At 71.2% G+C, this 20,140-nt stretch carries 20 protein-coding genes and 1 pseudogene; 15 read left to right on the forward strand and 6 right to left on the reverse strand.

Annotated features, from left to right (window positions below; all coding sequences use genetic code 11):
- Positions 1–419 precede the first annotated feature (419 nt).
- From CRP55_RS26655 to CRP55_RS26670, 4 genes are read left to right on the forward strand one after another with little or no spacing between them, the layout of a single operon-like run.
- Complete coding sequence (locus CRP55_RS26655) at positions 420–1,211, forward strand: inositol monophosphatase family protein (RefSeq protein ID WP_245923388.1); 792 nt, start codon at positions 420–422, stop codon at positions 1,209–1,211.
- A gap of 26 nt (positions 1,212–1,237) precedes the next feature.
- Positions 1,238–1,783, forward strand: a complete 546-nt coding sequence (locus CRP55_RS26660; protein ID WP_097322881.1) for a hypothetical protein — start codon at positions 1,238–1,240, stop codon at positions 1,781–1,783.
- An 8-nt stretch (positions 1,784–1,791) separates the two neighbouring features.
- Complete coding sequence (locus CRP55_RS26665) at positions 1,792–2,286, forward strand: GyrI-like domain-containing protein (RefSeq protein WP_097322882.1); 495 nt, start codon at positions 1,792–1,794, stop codon at positions 2,284–2,286.
- A gap of 52 nt (positions 2,287–2,338) precedes the next feature.
- Positions 2,339–2,956, forward strand: a complete 618-nt coding sequence (locus CRP55_RS26670) for a GrpB family protein (protein WP_097322883.1) — start codon at positions 2,339–2,341, stop codon at positions 2,954–2,956.
- Here CRP55_RS26670 and CRP55_RS26675 read toward each other — a convergent pair.
- Positions 2,916–3,806 (reverse strand): LysR family transcriptional regulator, encoded by an 891-nt coding sequence (locus tag CRP55_RS26675; RefSeq protein ID WP_097322884.1) that lies wholly within the window; start codon positions 3,804–3,806, stop codon positions 2,916–2,918. The genes CRP55_RS26670 and CRP55_RS26675 overlap by 41 nt on opposite strands.
- 105 nt (positions 3,807–3,911) lie before the next feature.
- Between CRP55_RS26675 and CRP55_RS26680 the strand changes: the two genes are divergently transcribed.
- Both CRP55_RS26680 and CRP55_RS26685 read left to right on the forward strand, forming a co-directional pair.
- The gene (locus CRP55_RS26680; RefSeq protein ID WP_097322885.1) at positions 3,912–5,207 is read left to right on the forward strand and encodes an aspartate aminotransferase family protein; all 1,296 of its coding nucleotides are present in this window, start codon (positions 3,912–3,914) and stop codon (positions 5,205–5,207) included.
- Between the two features lie 33 nt (positions 5,208–5,240).
- Entirely contained in the window at positions 5,241–6,134 is an 894-nt protein-coding gene (locus CRP55_RS26685) for an aminoglycoside phosphotransferase family protein (RefSeq protein ID WP_097322886.1), read from the forward strand.
- 259 nt (positions 6,135–6,393) lie between these two features.
- On the opposite strand, the gene CRP55_RS26690 is transcribed toward CRP55_RS26685, so the two are convergent.
- Positions 6,394–6,627, reverse strand: coding sequence for a hypothetical protein (locus CRP55_RS26690; protein ID WP_097322887.1), 234 nt, complete (start codon positions 6,625–6,627; stop codon positions 6,394–6,396).
- 392 nt (positions 6,628–7,019) lie between these two features.
- Between CRP55_RS26690 and CRP55_RS26695 the strand changes: the two genes are divergently transcribed.
- The gene (locus CRP55_RS26695) at positions 7,020–7,424 is read left to right on the forward strand and encodes a Fic family protein (RefSeq protein WP_097322888.1); all 405 of its coding nucleotides are present in this window, start codon (positions 7,020–7,022) and stop codon (positions 7,422–7,424) included.
- A gap of 48 nt (positions 7,425–7,472) precedes the next feature.
- Positions 7,473–8,333, forward strand: coding sequence for a PLAT/LH2 domain-containing protein (locus tag CRP55_RS26700; RefSeq protein ID WP_097322889.1), 861 nt, complete (start codon positions 7,473–7,475; stop codon positions 8,331–8,333).
- Positions 8,334–8,337: 4 nt separating this feature from the next.
- Here CRP55_RS26700 and CRP55_RS26705 read toward each other — a convergent pair whose 3' ends face one another.
- From CRP55_RS26705 to CRP55_RS26715, 3 genes are read right to left on the reverse strand one after another with little or no spacing between them, the layout of a single operon-like run.
- Positions 8,338–9,078: an AfsR/SARP family transcriptional regulator gene (locus tag CRP55_RS26705; RefSeq protein ID WP_097322890.1), complete on the reverse strand. Its 741-nt coding sequence runs from the start codon at positions 9,076–9,078 to the stop codon at positions 8,338–8,340.
- An 18-nt stretch (positions 9,079–9,096) separates the two neighbouring features.
- Positions 9,097–10,824, reverse strand: coding sequence for a CHAT domain-containing protein (locus CRP55_RS26710; RefSeq protein ID WP_097322891.1), 1,728 nt, complete (start codon positions 10,822–10,824; stop codon positions 9,097–9,099).
- Positions 10,825–10,828: 4 nt separating this feature from the next.
- Positions 10,829–12,304 (reverse strand): trypsin-like peptidase domain-containing protein, encoded by a 1,476-nt coding sequence (locus tag CRP55_RS26715; RefSeq protein ID WP_097322892.1) that lies wholly within the window; start codon positions 12,302–12,304, stop codon positions 10,829–10,831.
- A gap of 28 nt (positions 12,305–12,332) precedes the next feature.
- Between CRP55_RS26715 and CRP55_RS53250 the strand changes: the two genes are divergently transcribed.
- Positions 12,333–12,791 carry a hypothetical protein gene (locus CRP55_RS53250; RefSeq protein ID WP_179855345.1) on the forward strand — a complete coding sequence of 153 codons (459 nt, stop codon included), beginning with the start codon at positions 12,333–12,335 and terminating at the stop codon, positions 12,789–12,791.
- Positions 12,792–12,902: 111 nt separating this feature from the next.
- Here the strand turns inward: CRP55_RS53250 and CRP55_RS26730 are convergent.
- A pseudogene (locus CRP55_RS26730) lies at positions 12,903–13,142 on the reverse strand (NIPSNAP family protein); the annotation flags it as partial.
- Between the two features lie 484 nt (positions 13,143–13,626).
- On the opposite strand from CRP55_RS26730, the gene CRP55_RS26735 reads away from it, so the two are divergent.
- The 6 genes from CRP55_RS26735 (at position 13,627) to CRP55_RS26760 (ending at position 20,134) form a co-directional block, all read left to right on the forward strand.
- The gene (locus tag CRP55_RS26735) at positions 13,627–13,884 is read left to right on the forward strand and encodes a hypothetical protein (RefSeq protein WP_097322895.1); all 258 of its coding nucleotides are present in this window, start codon (positions 13,627–13,629) and stop codon (positions 13,882–13,884) included.
- A complete protein-coding gene (locus tag CRP55_RS26740; RefSeq protein WP_097322896.1) occupies positions 13,881–14,090 on the forward strand; it encodes a hypothetical protein in 210 nt (69 codons plus the stop codon). The genes CRP55_RS26735 and CRP55_RS26740 overlap by 4 nt, the downstream gene beginning before the upstream one ends.
- A gap of 80 nt (positions 14,091–14,170) precedes the next feature.
- A complete protein-coding gene (locus tag CRP55_RS54930) occupies positions 14,171–14,818 on the forward strand; it encodes a hypothetical protein (protein WP_097323083.1) in 648 nt (215 codons plus the stop codon).
- Complete coding sequence (locus CRP55_RS26750; RefSeq protein ID WP_097322897.1) at positions 14,815–15,315, forward strand: GNAT family N-acetyltransferase; 501 nt, start codon at positions 14,815–14,817, stop codon at positions 15,313–15,315. Before CRP55_RS54930 ends, CRP55_RS26750 begins: the two co-directional genes overlap by 4 nt.
- A 4-nt stretch (positions 15,316–15,319) precedes the next feature.
- Complete coding sequence (locus CRP55_RS26755) at positions 15,320–18,703, forward strand: ATP-binding protein (RefSeq protein ID WP_097322898.1); 3,384 nt, start codon at positions 15,320–15,322, stop codon at positions 18,701–18,703.
- A gap of 237 nt (positions 18,704–18,940) precedes the next feature.
- Positions 18,941–20,134, forward strand: a complete 1,194-nt coding sequence (locus CRP55_RS26760; protein WP_097322899.1) for a calcium-binding protein — start codon at positions 18,941–18,943, stop codon at positions 20,132–20,134.
- The last annotated feature ends 6 nt before the right edge of the window (positions 20,135–20,140 follow it).

The following is a 20,140-nucleotide window of genomic DNA, read 5'->3' on the forward strand; positions in this document are numbered from 1 at the left end:
CACGCCCCCCTTCCCGCCGCAGCCCTCGGCACGCCCCCCTTCCCGCCGCAGCCCTCGGCACGCCCCCCTTCCCGCCGCAGCCCTCGGCACGCCCCTCCCCCCGCCGCAGCCCTCGGCGCGGGCCCGGGCAAGGAGGGCCGGCGCGGGCCCGGGCAAGGAGGGCCGGCGCGGGCCTGCGGCAAGGAAGGTCGGCGCGGCCCGGGCAAGGAAGGCCGCAGGCCTGCGGCAAGGAAGGTCGGCGCGGCCCGGGCAAGGAGGGCCGCAGGCCCGGGCAAGGAGGGCCGGCGGGCGCCCGGGGCAGGGAAGGCCGCAGGCCCGGGGCGAGCAGGGGCTGCCGCTGGGTTTCCGGGGCGCGGCGGTCGGGTGACATGTGTTGCGAGTCGGGGTGGCGGTGGGTTTCGGCCGTGCAGGATGGGAGTGTGGAGACGGATCTTCAGCTGGCCCAGCGGGCCGCCCTGACCGGGGCTGCCGTGGCGCTGCCCCACTTCGCCGCCCTGGCCGAGCTGCCGCGGGAGCTCAAGGCGGACGGCTCGGTGGTCACCGCGGCCGACCGGGCCGTCGAGGCCGCCATCCGGGAGGTGCTCGGCGCGGCCCGGCCCGGCGACGCCATCCTCGGCGAGGAGGAGGGCCAGACCGGCGACACCGGCGGCCGCCGCTGGATCATCGACCCGATCGACGGGACCGCGCTGTTCGTGGCCGGGGACACCCGCTGGCTGATCCTCATCGCCCTCGAGGAAGCCGGCGCGATCACCGCTGCCGTGGCCGCCCACCCCGCCCAGGGCAGCCTCTGGTGGGCCGCCCGCGGCGAGGGCGCCTTCGAGGGCCGCATCGTCGGCGGCCGGGTGGTGGCCGAGACCCGCGTCCACGTCACCCCCGACGGCGCCGACAGCCTGACCGGCAGCCGTTTCGCCGTGGTTCCCGAGGACTGGGCCAAGGAACTCGTCGCCCCCATCAAGGCCCTGACCCCGGCCATTCCCTGGCCCATCCATCCCGCGCTGATGATCGCCCGGGGCGACCTCGACGTGGCGGTGCAGACCGGCGGCCAGATCTGGGACTTCGCCGCCACCTCCCTGATCGTCCAGGAGGCGGGCGGGGTCTACAGCGGCATCGACGGCCGCCCCACGCCGGGGCCGGGTGCCTCGGTCTATGCCCGCGGCGAAGCCCTTCGCCAGGCCGTAGTCGATCTCGTCAACACCCCTGCCACCGCGTAGCACTCCGGCCTGAAAGACTTTCACCCATGACGACGCCGCAGCACCCGGACCCCACCGAGCCCGCGAACACGGCGCCGCAGGCCGGTTCGGAGCCGTGGGCCGCGCCGAGCCACGGTCTGTTCACCGATTCGCCCGCGCCGGGCGCCGCCACCACCACGATGACCGGGCTTCCTTCGTACGAGCAGGAAACCCCGCGCCGTCGCACCGGCTCTCTGCCTCTGCTGCTGACCGGGCTCGCCGGCCTGCTCGTCGGCGCCCTCATCGTCGGCGTGGTCTGGGCCGCCAGCTCCTCGCTCGGCGGGGACAAGTCGAACGCCGCCGCCGACGTCCGGGCCTCCTGCGACATCCTCGATCGTCTGCCCGGCACCTGGACGCGGGAGAGTTTCGACCTGGCCAACACCAACCGCCTGGCCGCCGCCTACGCCCTGGCCGCCTCCGCCGCCAAGGACGACACCCGCTACCAGACCTTGGCCGAGACGGAGCAGGCCGCCCACCAGGCTTCCCTCTCGTTCCAGTTCGACATCCTGTCGATCCGCGTGCAGGACGCCCGAAACGAGTGCGACAAGCTTTAATCACTGGCATGGATATCCTGGCCGGCCCGGCGATCGTCGCACTGCCCGACCGGCACACGGCCGGCATCCGCGTCACCACCCCTTTCCGCGGCATGTTCGCCGTCCGCGACGAATTGATGCGGGAGTTGTACGCCGGGCTCGACGCTCACGGCCTCGACTACGGCGTCACCTTCTTCCGGTTGCACGTCGTCGCCATGGAGGCCGACATGCAGGTCGAGGTCGGCGTGGTCACCGGCGCCCCGGTCGAGCCGGCCGGCACCCGGATCGCCGCCGGCGTTCTCCCGGCCGGGCGGTACGCCACCATGACGTACGTCGGCCACGGCCGGCGGGCCAACGGCACGCTCATCGACTGGGTCAACGCCGGCCCCGAGTCCTTCGACCGCACCGAGAGCCCGGCCGGCGACCGGTTCGGCTGCCGCTACGAGGCCTACCTGACCGATCCGCGCAGCGAGCGCATGAAGACCAGGTGGCGGATCGAGCTGGCCATCCGCCTGCGTGACTGAACGGCGCCGGCTGTCGTATTCTGGCCGACTTTGATCGTCACGGGAGGTTCAGTTGACCGAGTATCCGCGGGAAGTCCGGCAGCGCTTCGACGGCACCCCTGATCAGAACGCGACAGCCCTGGTCCGCGAGCCTCCGAAGGGCTGGCGGACCGTCGTCATCGAGGACTACGACCCGGCCTGGCCGCAGCGCTATGCCGCGGTCCGGTCGGCGCTGTACGAAGTGCTGGGCGACGCCGTCCTCGGCATCGAGCATGTCGGGTCCACTTCGGTGCCGGGCCTGGCCGCCAAGCCCATCGTGGACATCGACCTGGTCATCGCCGACACCGCCGACGAGTCCCGCTATGTTCCCGCGCTCGAGGCGGCCGGCTACTGGCTCATCCTCCGCGAGCCGTGGTGGCACGGGCATCGCATGTTCGTCGACGCCGACGAGGACATTCATCTGCACGTCTGGCCGCCGGACGCGCCGGAGACCGTGCGGCACCGGCTCTTCCGTGACTGGCTGCGCACACACCCCGAGGACCGGGAGTTGTACGCCTCGACCAAGCGCCGCTTGGCCGGCGAGACCGGTGAGGGCTGCGACTACACGATGGCCAAGAGCGACGTCATCGACGAGATCTTCGGCCGTGTCTTCACGGCCGGGCCGCCCGCAGCGCCGTCAGGACCGCGGTGATCTCGGGGCGGGGGCCGGCCGGGCGGCGGACCGCGGCCGTGATCCGCCGGGTGACCGGTGGGGTGAGCGGCCGCGTCGTCACGCGGTAGCGCGGGTCGACGGCCAGGCGGGGCAGCAGGGCGATCGAGCCGCCGTCCTCCACGTGCCGCAGGGCCAGCATGTAGTTGTTGAAGCGGCAGATCACCTCCGGTTCGAAGCCGGACTCGCGGCAGAGGCGGGTGGCCAGCTCGGACATGTAGGAGCCGGCCACGTCGAACGTCCACCGATGGCCGGCGCACGCCGACAGGGGCACCGCGTCGTGCCCGGCCAGCGGATGGCCGGCGGGCAGCACGAGCACGACCTCGTCCGAGCCGATCGGCATGAGGTCGATGGCCGGGTCGAGCGACTGGCCCACGAAGTCGGTGGTCGTGATGATGACGTCGGCGTCGCCCCGGCGCAGGGCGGGCATGCTCTCGTGCGGTTCCAGCTCGAGCAGCACGACCGTCACGCCGGGGTGACGCTCGGCCAGGAGCTCGACGGCCGGGGAGGCCAGGGCGTGGACGGCGCTCTGAAAGGCGGCCAGTGTCACCGTGCCGGCCGGCTCGTCGGCCAGGCCGCGCAACTCGGCCTCGGTCGCGTCCATCAGGGCCAGGATCTCGCGGGATCGGCCGGCCAGCAGCACCGCGGCCGCGGTGAGCCGCACGCGGCGGCCGGTGCGCTCGATCAGGGCCGTGCCGGTTTCCCGTTCCAGGGTTGCCAGCTGTTGTGACACCGCGGACGGACTCAGGTTGCCCCGCTGCGCCACGGCGCGCACCGTGCCGTACACCGCAAGCTCTGTCAAAAGGCGAAGCCGCCAGGGATTGAGCGTCACGACGCGTCACTGTACGGCTGTGCTTAACAGCGTACAGCTGTGCTTAACAGCGACAGCGGAAATGTGAAATGGACGCGGCCGGCGGCGGGTGGCAGCGTCGGGGGCATGGACGACTTCTGGGGAGACGCCGAGCGGCATCTGATCCGCTACAACGGCGCGGGACGGTTCGTGCCGGAGATCATCGAGCGGGCCGAGGGCAGCTTCGTCTTCACGGCCGGGGGCCGGCGGCTGCTCGACTTCACCTCGGGGCAGATGAGCGCCATCCTCGGGCATTCGCATCCGGCCGTGGTGGCCACGATCCAGCGCCAGGCGGCCACGCTCGACCATTTGTTCAGCGGCATGCTGAGCCGGCCGGTCGTCGACCTGGCCCGCAATCTCGCGGCGACGCTGCCGGATCCGCTGAGCAAGGTGCTGCTGCTGACCACGGGGGCCGAGTCGAACGAGGCCGCGATCCGGATGGCCAAGCTCGTCACCGGCCGCCACGAGATCATCTCGTTCGCCCGCTCCTGGCACGGCATGACCCACGCGGCCGCCGCCGCCACGTACAGCTCGGGTCGCAAGGGTTACGGGCCGGCCGCCCCCGGGAACTTCGCCATCCCCACGCCGAACGCGTACCGGCCCGATTTCACCACCGACGGTCAAGAGCTTGATTGGGTACGCCAGCTGGAGTTCTCGTTCGAGATGTTCGACGCGCAGTCAGTGGGCAGCCTGGCCGCCTGCATCGTCGAGCCGATCCTCAGCTCGGGCGGCGTCATCGACCTGCCGCCGGGCTATCTGGCCGCGCTGCGCGACAAGGTCCACGAGCGCGGCGGCCTGCTCATCCTGGACGAGGCGCAGACCGGGCTGTGTCGCACGGGCGACTGGTACGCGTTCGAGCGCGACGGCGTCGTCCCGGACATCCTGACCCTGTCCAAGACGCTCGGCGCGGGCCTGCCGCTGGCCGCCGTCGTCACCACGCCGGAGATCGAGCAGGCCGCCCACGAGCGCGGTTTCCTGTTCTTCACCACGCACGTCTCGGATCCGCTGGTCGCCGCCGTCGGCAACACCGTCCTGGACGTTCTCCAGGGCGACGGTCTCGATCGGCGGGCGGCGGAGCTCGGTGCGTACCTCAACAAGGGTTTGACCGAACTCAAAGAACGCCATGAGGTGATCGGTGATGTGCGCGGGCGCGGCCTGCTCGTGGGCCTGGAACTGGTCGAGGACCGGGCGACGAAGAAGCCGGCCGACGAGCTGGGCCAGGCCGTGACGCGGCGCTGCCTCGAGCTGGGCCTGCACATGAACGTGGTGCAGCTGCCCGGCATGGGCGGCGTCTTCCGGATCGCGCCGGCGCTGACCGCGACGACCGGCGAGCTCGACCTGGGGCTGGAGATCCTGGACCGGGCGATCACCGATATTCGCTAGCCCACCGCTCGCACCGGCGGGGAAGATCGTCGGATGCCACTGCACCCGGATGAGATCGTGATCGACGCCGAGACCGTCCGTTCGCTCCTGGTTTCACAATGCCCGCAGTGGGCCGATCTCCCCCTCTCCCCCGCCGGCGGCGGCACCGAGAACACGATGTACCGGCTGGGCGACGACCTCTTGGTCCGCCTGCCGCGCAGCGTCTCCCGGGCCGCGCCACTCCTGATCGAGCAGCGGTGGCTTCCGCGGCTGGCTCCGCATTTGCCGCTTTCCATTCCGGTTCCTTTGTACGCGGGCCGGCCCTCCGCCTCGTATCCCGCCGCATGGTCCGTGCTGCGCTGGATCGACGGCTCACCGCCGTCCGGAGACCTTGATTGGGCTTCCTTAGGGCGCGACTTGTTCGGATTTGTTGCTGCTTTGCATGACATCGACATCGAGGACGCCGTAGTTCGCCGCTGGTATCGAAGCGGTGAGCTCGCCCCCTGCGACGAGGACGCCCGCAAGGCCCTCGCCGCCTGTCGCCCCCTGGTCGGCGACACCATCGACATCGACCTGCTGGAAGACCTGTGGTCCGCCGCGCTCACCCTTCCCCGGACCAGCTCCGCCGAGGTCTGGCTGCACACCGACCTCAAACCCACAAACCTTCTGGTACGGGGTGGGCGCCTGTCGGCGGTGATCGACTTCGGCGGCCTGACGATCGGCTTCCCCGACGCCGAACACGCCCCCGTCTGGGACCTGCCACCAGCGGCCCGCGACGCCTATTGGAACGCCGCCGGCCTGGACGGCGCGACGTGGCAGCGCGCCCGGGCGTGGGCCATCTTCATCGGCGCCAGCGGCATCCCGTACTACTGGGACACGTACCCCGCCTTCGTCACCGAGTGCCGCTCCCGCCTGCAGGCGATCGCCTCGGCGTCCTCCCGGAGCTGACCACAGTGACCGTCGACCGCGTCGCCCTACCGGACTCCCACCAGCTCACCTGGCGGGACGTCGACCCGGCCACCCGCACCGGCTTCGATCCGGCCCGGGCGGCCGAACTGGTGCGGTCGCTGCCCCCGGCCGCCGAGATGCCCCCGGCCGGCACCGACTGGAGGCTCGCCGACTTCTGGTGGGACCGGATGACGGAGGCCCTGGTCGAGCGCCTCGGCGCGTGGGCGGTCGGCTGGCAGCACACCGTCGCGATGGAGGACTACCCGGACCGCGGCGTCATCCCGATCTGGCGGACCGTCGATCCGCCGATCACGACGCCGGCCGCGACGTTGGACAGCCTGGCCCGCGCCCTGGTCGCGTGGCATGAGCTGACCGTCGAACTGGCCACCGACGCTCGCGGCCGCTTCGCGGGCTCGGCGCCGCCCGTCACCGACAGCACCGGCGATCCGGCGGCCTGGCGGGCGGTGAAGGCACCCGGCATCAGCCGCTTCACACCCGGGCACTTCACACGGAGCCTCCCGCACCGGGCCCGCCTGAGCTGGGCCGACGTCGACCCGCGGTCCCAGCACTTCGACCCGGCAGCGGTCGCGGCCGTGACGGCCGAGCTGGTCACCGCCGGCACCGTCCCGGCCCAGGGCGCGGACTGGCGCCTACGCGACCTGTGGCTGGAGAGCGTCTCGGCCGGTTACGCCGAACGGTACGGGCTGTGGGCGATCGGCTGGCGCTGGTCGGCCGGCGAGTTCCTGGAGGCGGCCGGGATCGCCCCCGGCGAGCACCGGAAGCTGCTCGGCCGCGCGATCGGCGGCCGCTTCGCCAGCTGGGCGGAACCGGACCGCGAGCTCGTCACCTCGGTGGCCGAGCGCCTGGCCGGCCGCGGGTCCCGTCATGGCCGTACGGGACGGTTTCACCGCCCATGCCTCGATCGGCGAGGACCTTCAACGCCAAAACCTGTTGCTGTCCGCGTACGAAGACGTCCGGCGCACGGCAGCGACCGGTGCCGCCCTCACTTCGGAGGTGACGGCCCGCTGGAACGGCATGCTGCGCGGTCTTCCGCCGGCCGCCTTCCGCCAGGGCCCGGCCTTCGCCAAGAACGGCCGCGAGCGGTACGGCCTGCACGCCGACACCGAGCAGCGCTACGCGTCCTGCCTGTCGCAGGCCGCCACCCCGACGATCCCGGCCGCGGCCCGCGCCTATCTGGACGTGGCCTTCTTCCACCCGTACGACGACGGCAACGCCCGCCTGGCCGCCTCGTGTGGCGGCGATGTGGTGCGGGTGTGGCGGCGCCCGTGACGCTGCTGCTCAACCGCCGGAAGCTCCGGCGAGTGAGGAGACAGCGACATGACCACCTACGAGATCGTGGTGCGCACCGGCACCGAGAGCGGCGCCGGCACGGATGCCGACGTGTTCCTGACCCTCTACGGGGAGCGGGGCATCGCACACCAGGTCCAGCTCGGCAACGACGACGACAACTTCGAGGCCGGCGACGTCGACCGCTTCATCAAGGACCTGGAGGACGTGGGCGACCTGCGGGCCGCCCGGGTGTGGCACGACAACAGCGGCAGCCGGCCCGGCTGGTTCCTCGACCAGATCGTGGTGACCAAGCAGGATCCGCCCATCACGCAATGGGTGTTCCCCCTGCACGACTGGCTGGCCTCGGACGAGCCCGGCGGTACGGAACGGATGCTGTTCCCGGCCGGCGGCGGCGGCCGCGTCCTCGCCCGGCCGGAACGCGCCGAGGCCGACCTCCTGGGCAACTGGGAGTCGGTCGCCAAGGAACTGGAGACCCGGATCGGCGGCGCGGTCGCCGACCCGGCGTTCCTGACCGCCGCCGCGCTGGCCAACTCCACCGCGGCCGCCACCGCGTTCTTCGGTGTGGCCCCGGATCCCGTGGCCGGCGACCGCGGTGGCCGGCTGGCCCAGGCCCGCGGCGGCACCGTGGTCCGCGCCTTCTGGTGGGGCTTCCATGTGCAGTTCAGCCACGAGGATCTGGTCACGATCCTCGACTCGGCCGACATGATCAATACGACGGTGGCGGTGATCGGCGGCAACATCCCGAGCCCGGCCGCGCCGTGGATCAAGATGCTCGCGCCGTTCGTCGCGGCCCTGCACAACGGGCTGCGGTCCCTGGACCACGGCAACGGCATCTACGTCAGCATGAGCTGGTTCGCCCCGGGGGTCTTCGTACCCACCACCGTCTGACGAGTCAGCCCGAGCGCACCGGGTGGCCACGCAGGATGGCCTGGTAAAGGCGGCGCAACTCGGCGCCGGGCTCGACTCCGAGCTCGGCGCCGAGGGTGTGCCGGAGGCAGTGGTAGGCGTGCAGAGCGGCCGCGGGCTCGCCCGCCTCGTACAGCGCCCGCAGCAGCAGCCCGTGCACGCCTTCCCGGCGCGGATGCTCGACGACGAGCTGGCGGAGGTCGGCCACGACGCTCTCCGGTTCGCCGGCGGCGCAGGCCGCGTCGACCAGGTCGGCGTAGGCGCGGAGCCGGATCTCCTCGAACCGGCAGGCGATGCCTTCCGCCACCACCGAGCGGTCGCGCATGGCGGCCGTGAGCGGCGGGCCGCGCCAGAGCTCCACCGCCGCGCGCAGCACCTGCACCGCCCGGCCGGGACGCAAGGTCCGGCCGTAGGCGGCGAGGTCGACGAAGCGGCTCAGGTCGCATTCGCCGGCCGTCAGGTCCAGGCGGTAGGTGCCACATCCGTACGCCAGGCGCCGCTCGCATGTCAGCACGGAGCGAACCCGGGACGCGTACGTCTGAAGGTTGGCCGTCACGGACCGCGGCGGCCGTTCGCCCCACAAGACGTCGATGATGACGTCGATGCCGACCGGGCGGCCCTGCCCGGCGACGAGCAGGCGCAGCAGCTCGCCCGGCTTGCCGCGCACGGCCGGCGACGATCCGGCGCCGTCACCGACGCGCAGATCGCCGAGCACGTCGACGCGCATGTCCCCGCTCCCCTGCCCTCAGTCCATTGCGACCTGTGCGGTGAACTCGCCCGTGCTGTCGCCGGCGTCCAGGTCGTTCGTGCCGAGATAGAGCTCGCCGCCGCCGGGGGCGCGCAGCTCGGTGCCCGCGCCGACCTCGAAGGGCGCCGCACCGCCGATCCGGCCGATCAGCGCGCCGTAGTTCGACGAGGACAAAAGCCGCAGGCCGGGGTACGTCTGGACGGACAGCCCCTCGGGGCCGGCGGCGATGCCGGGCCGCGGGCTGATCCGCCCGGAGGCGGTGATCCGGACGTGCTGGCCGGGCTGGAGCACGACGCCGGTTCCGGTCCAGGTGACGTTGGCCGGCACCGCCACCGACGTACCGGTGCCGCCGACCCCGGACAGGACGGTGAACGCGACGCCGGCCACGGCCACCGCCAGACCGCCGGAGGCGAGCGCCCACCAGCGGCGAACGGGCACGCGGCGGCGCCCGGCCCGGCGGGCCGTGACCGACGGCGGCGGGCGACGCGACGGGGCCGGCGCATGAGGCGAACGCTCGGGCGACTGTGCGGGACGGGGTGATGCGGTGCCCGGCGATCCGGTGGGCGGCGAACCCGTCCGGGAAGGTGAGTGGCGCGGGGGCGCGGACCGGGCCGGCACCTCGAACACCTGCCCGTCCCGCTGCCGCAGGAAGAGCACCGGCGTACCCCACTCCAAGGTGTCCGGGAAGGCCAGGCTCAGCTCCAGCCGGGCGTTGCGCACAGCCACGTCCAGCGGCAGCCCGGACGCCACCCCGGCGTAGAAGGACCGGGTGAACTCGACCGCCGCCCGGTCGGAGATGTCGAACTGCATCGCCAGCACGGCCGGCACGCCGCGGCGGATCAGCGTCGTGGCCGTGCTGGAGAACGGGTCGTCCGCGCTGCCCGTGGCCGACTCGCACGAGTTCAGCACGATCAGGCCCAGCGACGGGTGCAGCGCGGCGATCTGTGCGAGCCGGCTGGCCCGCAGCGGATAACTCGCCCCGCCCTCGGTGGCCAGGAAGAACACGCCCTCGCCGTGTCCCTCGTCGTACGCGCCGTGCCCGACCAGGTGCAGCACGTGCCACTGTCCCCGGCCGAGCGCGTTCAGCAGGTCACGCCACGTCTCGCCGGTCGCCCAGTCCAGGGTGACCCGGCCGCGGCGGTCGAGCCCGCTGATCGCGGTCTCCAGATTTGCCCGTTCCGCCGCGGCGTCGATCTCGTCGAGGGTGCGCGGGCGGGCGCTGAGCGCGACCACCCGCAGCGGCGGCTCGACCCGCAGCGGCCGCACCGGGTCCATCACCTCGGGGAAGCGCACCAGCGGCATGCTCAGCCCGAGGTAGTCGTCGCGGCGCTGGTCGTACAGGAACTCCCACGGCAGCGCCGCCAGCTCGGGCGGCCGCACGCGCAGCACCAGCCGGACCCGGCTGCCGCGCAGCGCCGCCTGCTGGCGGGTGGTGTCGAACAGCGTCCGCACGTCGCCGGTGAACAGCAGGTCGAACAGCGTCGTGCCCAGTTCCTGCGCCGCCTTCTCGTCGCGGGCCGCGACCCGGCGAGTCCCGGCCGCCGACGACAGCAGCGCCACGTGCAAGCGGCGCAGCCGGCGTTCCAGCGTCCGGTCCTCCGGGTCCCACCGGGTGTCGACGGCGCACTCGCCGCCGACACCCGACCGGCTCTGGATCCGGAAGCCGCCCGCGGTGGCGTCGACGTCCAGTTCCAGTTCGATGCTCGGTTCGGTCATCACAGTCATCCGGTCAGTAGAGGGGCGCCGAGGTGACGCCGCCGGTGTTCGGGTCGGCGGGCTCGGCGCCGGTGAGCTGGTTGCCGCAGGAGGAGCAGAACAAGGCTTCCGGCTCGTACGGGCTGCCGCAGCGCGAGCACCGCGCCCGGTCCGGGATCACCACCCGCCCGATGACCGCCGTGTCCGCCGGGAGAACGCCGATCGCCGTCGTGCCGCGGTAGATCTGCGAACTGCGGTGCTTGCCGGTCCGGCGGCGCATCAGCAGCCACACCACGACCGCGACGGCGATCAGCAGTGCCGCGGCGGCGGCCCCGATGATCAGCAGCCGGGACCGGCTCGCCGGCTCCGCGGCGGCGGTCGGCTTCGCCTGGTCGCCGTGCCGCTGCCGGTACTCGACCGCCTGCTTGCGCTTCTGCGACGCCAGGTGGTGAGCCGGCATCATGGCCAGCACCTGGTCGAACTTGGCGATAGCGTCGGTGTAGTAGCCGCGGTAGAAGTCGTCCAGCCCGGCCCGGTACGTGGTGTCGATCGCCCCGAGCTCGTTGCGCACCTGGTGCTTCGCGAGCAGGTCGCGGATCACGTCGGCGGGCACGATGAAGTTCGTCTCGCCCACGATCTCGAAGCTGGCCGTGCCGACGACCTGTCCGTCCAGGTTGACCGCCGGCCCGCCGCTCTGCCCCTGCGTCACCTTCGCGCTGACCTCGTAGAAGCGGTTGCCCGGCCCGTGGATGCCCTGGGTGTCGACGCTGCTGATCTCGCCGCTGCGGTTGGAGAGCGAGATCTTCTCGCCGTCGGTCAGGTGGAACGGGTAGCCGATGACCAGCACCTCCTGGCCGGGCTGGACCTCCTGGTCCCCGGCCAGCTGGGCCGCCGGCAGGGTGGACGACTCCAGCTTGAGCAGCGCCACGTCGCCCTTGGCGAACGGCAGCGACTCGAGCACCCGCGCGTCGACGCCGCCCTTGGCGTCCCGTTCCCGGGGCCAGGTGGCGACGCCACCGCCCACCTGCACCTGCATCTCGGGTTCCGGCGCGGCGGAGGAGTTGTGCTCGGTGATCCGGGCGTTGCCGGTGGTCGCGTCCTCGATCGCCTCGTCGCGGAACGAGGCCGCGATGATGTCCTCCTCGATCAGCACGTCGACGGCGCTCTCGACGGCGTAGTCGCGGGCGTCCTCCGGACTGGTGCAGTGGCCGGCGGTCACCACGTAGCCGGTGCCGTTGACGATGAAGCCGCTGCAACTGCCGGTGTACGGCACCCGGACCGTGAGGCCGAACAGGTGCACGTCGAGATCCCAGTCGGAGCGGACCATGACGATGGCCGGCTGCACCAGCTCGATGGCCCGCAGCTGCGGGGTCACCGGTGGCAGCGGCCCGCCCGGCCCCGGCGGGGAGGGCGCGCCGGCCGCGGGCACGGCCGAGACGAGCAGAACCGCGGACGCCGCGGAGGCGAGAACGGCGGCCCGCAGCCTCGATAATGGACGGGACATGGTCATCGGATTTCTCCTTCGTGAGGTGGTCGCGATGGAACTATCGGCCGACCTGCTGGTCGACCCGGGCGTGCCGGCGGCGGACGCCGACCTGCTGGCCGAGGCGCTCGCGCAGTGCGGTGTGGCCGCCCAGGCAAAGGTGCTGGCCCCTCGGCGGGCCGGTGAGCAGCTCAGCTGGCTGGTGCTGCTGGCGCTGCCGTTGCAGACGTTCCTGACCACCGTCGGCGAGACGGCGGCCCGGGACGCCTACGCGGGCCTGCGGCGCGCGGTGGGCCGGGTGCTCGGCGCACCACCGAGCGATCCGGCGGCCGCCGAACGCCCGATGGTGTTGCAGGACGAGGAGACCGGCTTGCGGATCGTGCTCTCCGCCGGCCTGCCGCCGGAGGCGTACCGCACGCTGGTGCAGCTCCGCCTCACGGACTACCGGGAGGGCCCGCTGCATTACGACCGGCATCAGCGCCGGTGGCGCTCCATTCCGGACGAGATTCGATGACATCCGCCGGCCCCTTCCCCGGGTACGTGGCAGCGCATCGCCGGCCGAGCGCTCCTCACACGGTCGGCTGAGGGGCCGGCCGTCCGCGCCGGGGAAGTCCCTGGGTTCGGTTCAGTTCGGCAGCAGCGGCCGCATGAAGGTCCGCTCGTACCGCACGACGCACCCCGATTCGTCGCGGATCCGATCCGCGGCGACGAACTCCGGGTCGTCACCGAACCGGGAGCGGTAACGCTCGTACGCGGCCAGGCTCTCGAAGCTGAACAGCGCCTCAGCGCGATCGCTGGCGCCTTCGGCCGGAAGAAAATATCCGTGATGCACGCCGCCGTGCTTCGCCACCAGCCGCATCCATTCGCGGGCGAACCGTGGTCACCGTCGAAAAATAGTTCCCCTGGGGGCCGTCCCGGGCGAATCGGATCGGCATGATGGGCAGCTGCGGTCAGCGGGTCGGTGTCGGCGATCGAGGCGGGAACAGTCCGAACGCCGCCACAAACGTCCTGATCGGCGAAAGAGTTTAGGGAACAGCCATCGACCGGCCTACCGTTGCGGACATGCCAGTCGTCTATTACCGCGCCCCCCCGAATCGTCGTCACCAACGACTCCGCTCTCGATGGAGCGTGTGCGACCCTCATGGCGGCGGCGGTGTCACTGATGATCGCGCTGAGGTCCGGCTCGATCGGTGTGGCGCTCACCGCCGCTGCGATCTTCCGCGGCCGCACTGCCCGCGTCGCCGGCGTTCTGATTCGTTTCCTCGTGCTGGTCGCGGCTCGTTTGAGCCGGCCGTTGCGAGGGAGCCTGCGCTGGACAGGTTTCCCTTCCTCACCGCAGGGAGACCCTCATGCCCGCACCATTTCACCTGGACTCGCCGTCTGATCTTCTGCCGGCACTGACACCGCTGCTGCCCGATCCCACTCCGTTGTGGTGGCTGGGTGGCGGAGTCGCGGCGGCGTTCACCGCGTACGTCCTTCTGCTCCTGCCGTTCGCCTTGTGCGGCGGCGAGGTCGGACGGAATGCTCGTGCCATCTTGCGGCAGCTGTTCGCCCTGTTCCATGCCCTCATCGACGTCTTCCGGACGCGGAGCGGCGGCGGTCGATGAGCCGGCCCCGTGCGTGCCCGGACGAGACTCTGCTGCTCGTTGCGACCGCGGTCCGGGACGGGATGCCCTATCGGGCGCTCGCTGCCCAACTCACGGCCGATGGTGTGCCGACGCCGGGCGGACGGGTCCGGTGGTATCCGCCGACCATCACCAAACTGCTGCAGACCGCGGCCGGCAGAGCTGTCCTCGACGCCTTGGACCGGTGATCCCTCCTTTTAAATACACCACCGGGCGTACGAAAGAAACAGTCTTTTTCTTGTACGCCGGCGCGTGAACCATGGTGGCCATGCAATGGACACCTGATGCGACCATCAAGAACGCGTTCTGGATCGGTGGCGGGCAATGGGCCGGGAAGACGACGGTGGCCGGCATTCTGGCCGAGCGGCACGGGCTGGTGCACTATTACTACGATTTCCACGCCGCCCGCGCGCACGATGACCGGCGCGTGGCCGCCGCCGTCCGCCAAGGCGGGAGCTTTCAGGCGACCGACTGGGAGAAGGTGTGGATCGGCCCGACGCCGGACCAGATGGCGTCGGACGTGCTGGCGAGCTTCCGGCAAGGGTTCGAGTGGGTGCTCGACGACCTGCGCGGCATCGGCACGGCCCACCCGGTCATCGCCGAGGGCTGGGGTCTGCGCCCCGAACTGGTCGCGGCCGTGACCGATCCCGCCCGGATGGTGGTGCTGGCCCCCACCGACGAGTGGCGCCGTCATCAGGTGGCCCATCTGCCCCGCGCCGGCAAGATCAGTCACCGGGTGAGTGATCCCGAGCTGGCCGGCCGCAACCGCTTCGCCCGCGACCGTCTCGTCACCGCCGACGCCGTCGCCGGCGCCCACGAACTGGGCATTCGCGTGATCGAAATCGACGGCACCCGGCCGGCACGAGCCATCGCCGACGATCTGGCAGACCATTTCCGATTGGGTACGCAGCCATGACCGTCACCGTGCGAGCGGCCACCCCCGCCGACCGCGACCTCGTCGCCACCCTGCTCACCCGCTCCTGGGGCAGCCCGATCGTGGTCGCCCACGGTGTCCGCTACGACGCTTCCGCCCTGCCCGCCCTGATCGCCTGGAACGACGACACCCCGGCCGGCCTGCTCACCTACCGCGTCGACGGCGACGGCCTGGAGATCGTCACGTTCGACGCCCTCACCCGCCACCAGGGAGCCGGCACCGCCCTGCTCACCGCCGCCGTCGCGCGGGCCCGGGAACACCGAGCCACCCGCGTCTGGCTGATCACCACGAATGACAACTTGGACGCCCTCCGTTTCTACCAGCGCCGCGGCCTGCGCATCGTCGCCGTCTCCCCCGGCGCCGTCGACGAGTCCCGCCGCCTCAAGCCGTCCATCCCTTTGGTCGGCGACTACGGCATCGAGATCCACGACGAGCTCACCTTGGCCCTTACGTTGAGTCGCGACCCATTGACAGAATGACGTCGTGCCGGAGTCGATCCAGTCCATCCGCCGCCGTCGCCGCGGCGCCGCGTTCGTGGGCCGCGGCGCCCAACTGGCCCACTTCCGGGCCAACCTGGAACTTCCCGAGACCGACCCGGGCAAGTGCTTCATCTTCAACGTCCACGGCGAGGGCGGCGTCGGCAAGTCCACACTGCTGGAACGCTGGCGTCAGATCGCCCGTGAGCTCGGCGCCGCCGTCGCTCTGGTCGACGAGCACGTCTTCGACACCCCGGAGGCGATGTCCGCCATCGTGGACCAGCTGTCGGCGCCCGCCGAGACGAAGGAGTTCCGCGCCAAGTATTCGGACTTCGTCAAGGGCCGCGAACGCCTGGAGAGCGACCCTCAGGCCCCGCGCGAACTGTGGAGTCAGGTCGTCCGCACCGGGGTCAAGGCCGGCCTGCACGCCTCGAAGGCCCTCCCCGGCGCCGCACCCCTCGTCGACCTGGTCGACGGCGAGACGGCCGCCGACGCCGTGGACCGCGCCCGGCAGTACGTCATCGGCAAGATCCGCGACTTCCGCGAGGCCAAGCTGCTCCTCTCGCCCACCCAGGAGCTGAGCCCGGCCTTCCTGGAGGCGCTCGGCCGGATATCCACCGGGCAGCCGGTCGTCCTGTTCTTCGACACCTTCGAGCAGACCGGCGTCTTCCTGGAGGACTGGCTGCTGGACGTCATGCTGGGCACGTACGGCGATCTGCCCGGCACCGTCACGCTCGTGATCGCCGGGCGCCACCCGCTCGACCCCAACGCCTGGTCCGAGCTGCTCGACCTGGTCGCGGCGGCCCCGCTGAACCCGTTCACCGACGCCGAGTCCCGCCAGCTGCTGTCGGCACAGGGCATCACCGACCCGCGCACGGTCGACACCATCATCGCCCTCTCCGGAGGCCTGCCCCTGCTCACCGACATGCTGGCCAAGGGCCGCCCGGTCAGCTCGGCCGACGTCGGCGACCCGACCGGCACGGCCGTGGAGCGCTTCCTGAAATGGGAGACCGACCCGGCCCGCCGAGACGCCGCCCTGGCCGGTTCCCTCCCCCGGCTGATCGACGAGGATCTGCTCACGGCGGCCACCGGCAAAGATCGCCTGCCGGGCCTGTTCGACTGGCTCACCGACCAGGCCTTCGTGCGCTTGCACACCGACCGCTATCGCTACCACGACGTCGTACGCCACCCGATGGTCCGCTGGCAGCGCCAGCGATCACCCCAGCGCTGGCGCGAGGCCCACCTGCGCCTGGCCACCGTCTTCCGAGACCGACGGGCGCAGACCGACCCGGAGCCGAAGTGGTCGAACACTGCCTGGCAGGAGAACAACATCGAGCTGACCTACCACGAGCTGTGCGCCCAAGTGACCAAACTGGACAGCACGCTGGCCGACGGCGTGAACGCCGCGACGGCCGGTCCCGCGGTGGCTCGCCGCTGGGCCGAGATGGTGGTGGAGGCCGGCCGCGACGTCGAGGACCCGGAGCTGCTCGGCATCGGAAGCGCTCTTCTCGAGGCCGCCAACGCTGAGGAGGACGACTGCGGCCGCTTCCTCACCGTTCTTCTGAACAGTGGCCGGCTGAATGCTGCGGGAATGGCCTCCTGTCTGCTGGAAAGGGCGCGCATCCACCACTCGGCCGACGAATCGAACGAGGCCGTCCGGGACGCCACCGAGGCGATCAGGCACAACCCGGACCTCGCGAAAGCCTATGTGGTGCGGGCCATCGCCCGCGGCTACCTCAACGATTACGACGGAGCCCTGGCCGACTTCGCGGAAGGGCTCGACAAGGGCGCGGACCCGCACTGGACGGCCGGCCTGCGGGCCGACGCCCTCAGGATGATGGATCGTCATGAGGAGGCGCTCGCCGACTTCGAGCTGGCTATCCAGCACAATCCGGCTGATGCATGGCTCCTGTCCGGCCGCGGGTACGTCTACACGGCGACAGGCCGCTACGACGAGGCGCTGACGGACCTCGGCCGGGCGATCGGGATCGATCCCACCTACGCCTGGGCCATGGGCCAGCGAGCTAAGACGTACCGCCTTCTGGGGCGACACGAGGAGGCACTCGCCGAATTCGATCGGGTGATCGGGCTCGACCCCGCCTACGTCTGGGCGATCGTTCAGCGAGGGATGACGTACCGGGTGGCCGAGCGGTACGACGAAGCGCTCGCCGACATCGATCAGGCGCTCGATCGGCAACCCGGCTCCAGCTGGATACTCGGGCAGCGGGGCGAGACCTACCGCTTGATGGACCGGTACGGGGAGGCGCTCGCCGACTTCGACAAGGTCATCGAGCTGGACCCGGAGGACGCTTGGGCCCTCGCCAGCCGAGGGCAGACCTATGCCGCTCTCACCCGTTTCGACCAGGCGCTCAGGGACCTCGAGCATGCCGTCGAACTGGGCCTCACCGACAAGTGGGTGCTGGCGGAGAGAGCGTCCGCGTACCGCCGGGCGGAACGATACGACGAGGCGCTCGCCGAGTTCGACCACGTCATCGACCAGAATCCCGACTACGCCTGGGCGATCGGCGAGCGCGCGGAGACGTACCGGCTCATGAAGAGTTACGACGCCGCCATCGCCGATTTCACCCGCGCCGTCGGGATCGATCCCGCCTATGCGTGGGCGTTCGCCAGCCGCGGGCAGACCTACACGAGCATGCTGCGCTACGACGAAGCACTCGCCGACCTGGACCGCGCCATCGAGCTCGATCCGAACTACACCTGGGCGATGACGCAGAGAGCCGTCACCCTGCGAGCGAAGGGTCGTTACGACGACGCGCTCACCGGCCTCGACCGGGCCATCGAGATCGACCCGGCCCAGAGATGGACGGTCGCTCAGCGAGCCGAGACGTACCGGTTCATGGGGCGATACGACGACGCCCTCGCCGGTTTCGACCGGGCCATCGAGCTCGACCCCTCATACGACTGGGCGATCGCCCAGCGGGCGGAGACGTACCGTCAGATGAGGCGGTACGACGAGGCGCTCGCGAGCCTGGCGGCCGCCCTCGCCCGGCCGGAGGCATCCAGCGTCATCGTCGCCGAGCGGGCCGAGACCTACCGCCACATGGGGCGGAACGACGAGGCACTCGCCGACTTCAACCGGGCCGTCGAGCTCGATCCGACCTATGACTGGGCTCTAGCTTGGCGCGGACAGTACTGGCGCCAGATGAAGCGGTACGACCTGGCCCTCGCCGATCTCGATCGCGCCGTGGAGGCCGATGCCGAGGTGGCCGAGACCTTCGTGCTCCGCGGTCTGGTCCACCGGGATCTCGATCGGCGGGCCGAGGCCACCGCGGACTTCGCACAGGCGGCCCGTCTGGAACCGCTGATGAGCTGGGCCGTCCGCGACCATCTGGTCGAGTTCGAATATCGGGCCGCGCAGGATAGAGAGTGAAAGCAAGAAACGATCATCGAAAAGCGGCCCACAATCGCCTTCCGGACAAATGCAACGAGCATCTTTACCAGTTCGGACGCGTAATTCTTCCTGCTGTTGACCCGGCCTGAGCTGCGAAAGTTCTGGGCGGCGGAAACGTCCGCCGACACGGAACAGGGGGGAACACGCATGAGTCTCGGAGCTTTCCGAAATCGACGGGTACTCGTTCGCGCCGGGATTTTCACGGCGCTCGGGGCGGTGCCTGTCCTGGTGCTTTCGGCGCCGGCCTACGCCGCCACGGGTACGGCCAAGGTCGGTAACACCATCCAGGTCAACGCGGCCAACAACCGGGCCAACAACATCACGATCACCAGGGCGGGCGCCAACTTCTTCATCACCGACCTGGGTGACACCCCGGCCGCGGGGGCCGGCTGTGCCGTCGCCGGCGTGCGCACCGTGCGCTGTTCGGCGGCCGGTGTCGTCCGGCTCGTCGTCAACACCGGCAACCTCAACGACCGGGTGAACAACCTGACCGGCACCCCCTCCACGCAGAACGGCGGGCTCGGCAACGACACGCTGCTCGGCGGCACGGGGCCCGATCTGCTGATCGGCGCCGGCGGCAACGACGGCATGACCGGGCGGGCCGGGCTGGACACCCTGCTGGGCCAGGCCGGCAACGACACCGCCAACGCGCTGGCCGTGGCCGACGGCCGTGACGTCTTCAGCGGCGGCGTCGGCAACGACACCACCAGCTACGCCAACCGTGGGGCCCGGGTCGTCGTCACGCTCAACGGTGCCGCCAACGACGGCGCGCCCGGCGAGCTCGACAACAACCTGGCCGACGTCGAGAACATCAACGGAGGGCGGGGCAACGACCTGCTGGTCGGCAACGCCGTGGCCAACCGGATCAACGGCAACCTGGGCAACGACACGCTCAACGGCCTGGCCGGCAACGACACGCTGACCGGCGGCTTCGGCAACGACACGTCGATCGGTGGTCTCGGCAACGACACCGCCGTGGCGCTGGCCCTGCGCGACGGCCGGGACACCTTCAGCGGTGGGCCGGGCGTGGACACGACCAACTACGCCGCTCGTGCGCTTCCCGTCAACGTCACCCTCAACAACATCGCCAACGACGGTTCGGCGCCCGAGTTCGACAACAACCTGGTCGACGTGGAGAACGTGATCGGCGGCCGGGGTTCGGACAACCTGGTCGGCAGTGCCGCGGCGAACCGGATGTTCGGTCTGGGCGGCGCCGACTTCATCTTCGGCGGCGCGGGCAACGACACCCTCGTCGGCGGGGCCGGCGGCGACCGGATGTTCGGTCAGGCCGGCAACGACACCCTGAACAGCGTCGACGGCGTCCGCGGCAACGACCGCAACGACGGCGGCGTCAACGTGGACCGCTGCGTGGCCGATCTGCTCGACGTCAAGATCAGCTGCGAGCTGTAACCGACC

The organism is Paractinoplanes atraurantiacus (assembly GCF_900215205.1).
Taxonomy (GTDB): domain Bacteria; phylum Actinomycetota; class Actinomycetes; order Mycobacteriales; family Micromonosporaceae; genus Actinoplanes; species Actinoplanes atraurantiacus.

Coding starts and splice junctions, on each gene's coding strand:
- CRP55_RS26660 (WP_097322881.1), top strand. CDS start 1,238: ATGACGACGCCGCAGCACCCGGACCCCACCGAGCCCGCGAACACGGCG.
- CRP55_RS26665 (WP_097322882.1), top strand. CDS start 1,792: ATGGATATCCTGGCCGGCCCGGCGATCGTCGCACTGCCCGACCGGCAC.
- CRP55_RS26680 (WP_097322885.1), top strand. CDS start 3,912: ATGGACGACTTCTGGGGAGACGCCGAGCGGCATCTGATCCGCTACAAC.
- CRP55_RS26685 (WP_097322886.1), top strand. CDS start 5,241: ATGCCACTGCACCCGGATGAGATCGTGATCGACGCCGAGACCGTCCGT.
- CRP55_RS26695 (WP_097322888.1), top strand. CDS start 7,020: ATGGCCGTACGGGACGGTTTCACCGCCCATGCCTCGATCGGCGAGGAC.
- CRP55_RS26700 (WP_097322889.1), top strand. CDS start 7,473: ATGACCACCTACGAGATCGTGGTGCGCACCGGCACCGAGAGCGGCGCC.
- CRP55_RS26705 (WP_097322890.1), bottom strand. CDS start 9,078: ATGCGCGTCGACGTGCTCGGCGATCTGCGCGTCGGTGACGGCGCCGGA.
- CRP55_RS26710 (WP_097322891.1), bottom strand. CDS start 10,824: ATGACTGTGATGACCGAACCGAGCATCGAACTGGAACTGGACGTCGAC.
- CRP55_RS26715 (WP_097322892.1), bottom strand. CDS start 12,304: ATGACCATGTCCCGTCCATTATCGAGGCTGCGGGCCGCCGTTCTCGCC.
- CRP55_RS53250 (WP_179855345.1), top strand. CDS start 12,333: ATGGAACTATCGGCCGACCTGCTGGTCGACCCGGGCGTGCCGGCGGCG.
- CRP55_RS26735 (WP_097322895.1), top strand. CDS start 13,627: ATGCCCGCACCATTTCACCTGGACTCGCCGTCTGATCTTCTGCCGGCA.
- CRP55_RS26740 (WP_097322896.1), top strand. CDS start 13,881: ATGAGCCGGCCCCGTGCGTGCCCGGACGAGACTCTGCTGCTCGTTGCG.
- CRP55_RS54930 (WP_097323083.1), top strand. CDS start 14,171: ATGCAATGGACACCTGATGCGACCATCAAGAACGCGTTCTGGATCGGT.
- CRP55_RS26750 (WP_097322897.1), top strand. CDS start 14,815: ATGACCGTCACCGTGCGAGCGGCCACCCCCGCCGACCGCGACCTCGTC.